The organism is Clostridium sp. (assembly GCF_016650095.1).
GTDB lineage: Bacteria > Bacillota > Clostridia > Clostridiales > Clostridiaceae > Clostridium_AD.
The window spans coordinates 1-3,749 of sequence record NZ_JAENWL010000367.1 but is presented as its reverse complement, the minus strand read 5'-3'; the positions used below and the strand labels follow the sequence as shown (position 1 = coordinate 3,749).

Here is a 3,749-nt window from a genome sequence, read left to right as displayed (position 1 = left end):
TATCTTTATCTTTTCTTTCTTTCATTGAATAATCTTCCATTCATTTCTCCTTATAAAAGTTATCTATAATATATTATTATGATAAACAACATTTTATGTTACTGATTTTTTGATATTAAAAAATATAGATATCAATGGAGACAAAAAAAGATGGTTCCTGTTAAACAGAAATCATCATCTTAATTTATTATAACCTTATATAAAATATCCATTGATACATAAATACCTTATCAGCAGCTTTTATGAGTGCTATTCCAGATACACCAAATTATAAGGTGTTTGTTGGTAAACATAATAATTCAACCAGTTGGCAAAAAGCAGATTTGAATGACCTCTCCATTTTACAACAGGTGGGTTTAATGGATTGTCTTTTGGGTAATAATTTTCAGGAACATTTATATTTGAACCCTTTGCTACATCCCTGTCATATTCGGTTTTTAGTGTTAATGGATCATACTCTGAATGCCCGGTTATAAAAATTTGACGTCCCTTTTTGGCGGAAACAATATAAATACCTGATTTATCAGATTTCGATAAGATTTCAAGCTCATCTATTTTATCAATATCATCTTTTCTTATTCCAGTATACCTTGAATGTGGAACATAAAATTCATCGTCAAATCCAGTCAAAAGTTTAACATTCGGTTTTGTTATTTCATGTTTGAACACTCCAAACATTTTATTATCTAGTTTATGTTTTTGAACTCCATAATGATAATAAAGCCCCGCTTGAGCACCCCAACAAATATGCAAGGTAGAGTATACATTGTGAACACTCCATTCCATAATTTTTTTAAGTTCATCCCAGTAATCTACTTCTTCAAACGGGAGATTTTCAATTGGAGCTCCCGTTATTATCATTCCATCAAATTTAGAATCCTTTATTTCATCGAAAGTATTATAAAATTTAATTAAATGTTCCTCAGATACATTTTTACTGGCATGGCTTTTGGGGTGAAGAAGTACTATATCAATCTGTATTGGAGAGTTACCAAGAAGTCTTAGAATTTGCGTTTCAGTTTCGATTTTAGTGGGCATTAAGTTTAAAATCACAATTTTTAGAGGCCTAATATCTTGATGAAATGCACGGTTTTCTGTAATAGTAAAAATGTTTTCTTCATTCAATAGTTTAAATGCTGGTAGATTGTCTGGTATTTTTATCGGCATTAAGACCATCCTTTCAATTTAAATTATTTACAAACATCAACAAATTCAGCATGGGTTAGTTCTTGCATTTTTGATGGACTGATTTTCAAGGCTGTAAATGCTGACCCCGCTGCTGGATAAACATATTCATAGTTATTAAGGGATACATCTAAATATACTTCAATAGGGCTTAGTAGTCCAAATGGACATACTCCGCCTACAGGGTGACCTGTTATTTCTGCAACTTCATCATGATCTAGCATCTTTGCTTTCGTTTTGAAAAAGTCTTTATATTTTCGATTATCTACTCGTGCGTCACCTTTAGTAACAATCAGAATAGCTCTATCTTTAAGACGAAATGATAAAGTTTTTGCAATAAGTGCTGGCTCAACCCCTAAGGCTTTTGCCGCAAGGTCAACAGTAGCACTTCCTTCTTCAAGTTTAATTATTGGATCTTCAAGTCCGTTTTCTAAAAAAAATTTTTTAACACTTTCAACGCTCATAAAAAAGCCCTCTTTCATTAATTCTTTTAATAAATTAAACCCCTCTCATCTATTTTTAAGATGAAAGAGGTTTTAATTTATTAAAACTCACTCCCTCATCTTTCGTTAAAAAAATTTAACGTTGGAATTAGCACCTTTTCAAGCAATTAAGCCTGAAGGTTGCCGAGATATCATTGGGCCATACCCTCTATCTCTCTTGATGAGAACTAACTTCTATTTAATTTAATTGTAATATTACTATGTTTTCTAATAATTGTCAAGGATAAGTGCGTATTTATAATGTGAGTAAAAACATATAGTTATTAATGGACTTGTGAGAAACCTTGGAATGGTATGCGGAATAGCTTTATCAACAACGCTTTTGTATAACAGGATGAGTTATAAAATTGGTTATCATGTTACTGATTATGTAGCAGGACGTACCGATGCATTTATTTACGGAATGAAAATTGTATATATAGCTGCAGCTGCTATTTGTATGATTGGAGCTATTTTAACTTTTTTAAGATTAAATAGTAGTATATCTAAATTATCAAAAGTTAATTAAAAGAGTTCAACTAAGACACATTTGGTATTTTACATATGTGTTTTAGTTGAACTCTTATTTTCTAATTCCATAACCACCATATATAGTTTTAGTATCCATTAGTGAAATTACAGCATTTATATGGGAATTTTGTATTAATCGTATTATTTCAGATTTTCTTTTTCTTTTAAGATGTAAGATAAGCATTTTCTTATCTTCTTTTAACCCTTCTGCATCAATAAGGGTAACCCCTACATTTTCTGCTCTCAATATTGCGGCTAAAGATTCGCCATCTTTAACAGAAACTATTGCATTTATTGTAATTAATCCAAGTGCTAGTTTATCTTCTAAAATACACCCGAAATAATTTCCACAAGCAAACCCTGCTGCATAAGTAACCATTTTAAGAGGTTCCTCACTTATTCCAACAAGTACCGAACTAATTACATACAACCATATCATTACTTCAAAAAAACCAATAATAGACCCATAAAGTTTTTCTCCTCTAGTTATGAGTACTATTCTAATCGTGGTTAAGGTAACCTCAATTATTTTAGCAAAAAAGATAAGAATATAAATAAACATATGCAACTCTCCTTTATCAGAATATCTATTGCTTGTACACATCTTATTACAGTATATAATATGCTCCATTTATATCATTATTACAAGAACTATTATTGAAAGTTAATACAAAATTAACTAATAAGGGTTGAATTTAAATTAATACCATAATTGTTAGGTAAATAATGCATAAGGCATGAAAAGAGATATAATAAGATATAAGGGATATTAAAATCAAAGTAATAAAGGAGAAGACTATGATAAAAACAAATGCTATGCGTATTTTAGATAAAATGAATGTAGAATATGATGTTATAACTTATGATATCAAAGATGATAAAATAGATGGAATATCTGTTGCAAAAAAAATAGGCAAAGATGAAAAATATGTCTATAAAACTATAGTTACACATGGTGGTTCTAAAAATATTTATATTTTCGAAATTCCAGTTAGAGAAGAAATAGACTTTAAGAAAGCAGCTAAAGTAACTAACGAGAAGCGAATAGAAATGTTAGATTTAAAAGACCTTCAAAAGTATACGGGATATATTAGAGGGGGGTGTTCCCCTATAGGGATGAAGAAACAGTATAAAACATTTATTGATAAGACTGCTCTTATTATGGAAACGATAATTGTAAGTGGAGGAAAAATAGGATTTCAAATAGAAATAAATGTAAATTTATTAAAGAATATTGTATGTGCTGAGTTTGCTGATTTGATAAAGTAGATCAACAATTTTTAATATGTAATTATATAGGACGATTTTTTACGGAGAAACGTTTACATAAATATTTAATATTTTAAAATAAACAGTTTTTCAAACAGTTTTACCACACTTATTATAACACTTAGCATGTACTATGTTAATTAAGGGGGTGTTTCAAATGGAACACAAAGATTTATCGTCTATTAAACCGTCATTTTTGGGATCATTATCCGTTATACTATTTTTATGTATTACACTTACTATTCAGGTAATATTATATGGAAGTCCAGAAATACATACAAC

The 3,749-nt window shown here is 29.6% G+C and carries 4 protein-coding genes, 1 pseudogene and 1 riboswitch; of the genes and pseudogenes, 2 read left to right on the top strand and 3 right to left on the bottom strand.

Annotated elements, in window-relative coordinates; translation table 11 throughout:
* Positions 1-249 precede the first annotated feature (249 nt).
* Both metA and JJE11_RS16380 read right to left on the bottom strand, forming a co-directional pair.
* Positions 250-1,167, bottom strand: coding sequence for a homoserine O-succinyltransferase (metA, locus tag JJE11_RS16385; protein WP_291637550.1), 918 nt, complete (start codon positions 1,165-1,167; stop codon positions 250-252).
* 23 nt (positions 1,168-1,190) lie between these two features.
* On the bottom strand, positions 1,191-1,649 hold the full coding sequence (locus JJE11_RS16380; protein ID WP_291637548.1) for a YbaK/EbsC family protein: 459 nt from the start codon (positions 1,647-1,649) through the stop codon (positions 1,191-1,193).
* A gap of 92 nt (positions 1,650-1,741) precedes the next feature.
* A riboswitch (SAM riboswitch) is annotated at positions 1,742-1,855 on the bottom strand.
* Positions 1,856-1,950: 95 nt separating this feature from the next.
* On the opposite strand from JJE11_RS16380, the pseudogene JJE11_RS16375 reads away from it, so the two are divergent.
* Positions 1,951-2,196: pseudogene (locus tag JJE11_RS16375) on the top strand (MFS transporter); the annotation flags it as partial.
* A gap of 54 nt (positions 2,197-2,250) precedes the next feature.
* Here JJE11_RS16375 and JJE11_RS16370 read toward each other — a convergent pair.
* Positions 2,251-2,760, bottom strand: coding sequence for a DUF5698 domain-containing protein (locus JJE11_RS16370; protein WP_291637546.1), 510 nt, complete (start codon positions 2,758-2,760; stop codon positions 2,251-2,253).
* 236 nt (positions 2,761-2,996) lie between these two features.
* On the opposite strand from JJE11_RS16370, the gene ybaK reads away from it, so the two are divergent.
* A complete protein-coding gene (gene ybaK, locus JJE11_RS16365) occupies positions 2,997-3,467 on the top strand; it encodes a Cys-tRNA(Pro) deacylase (RefSeq protein ID WP_291637544.1) in 471 nt (156 codons plus the stop codon).
* Positions 3,468-3,749: the final 282 nt, after the last annotated feature.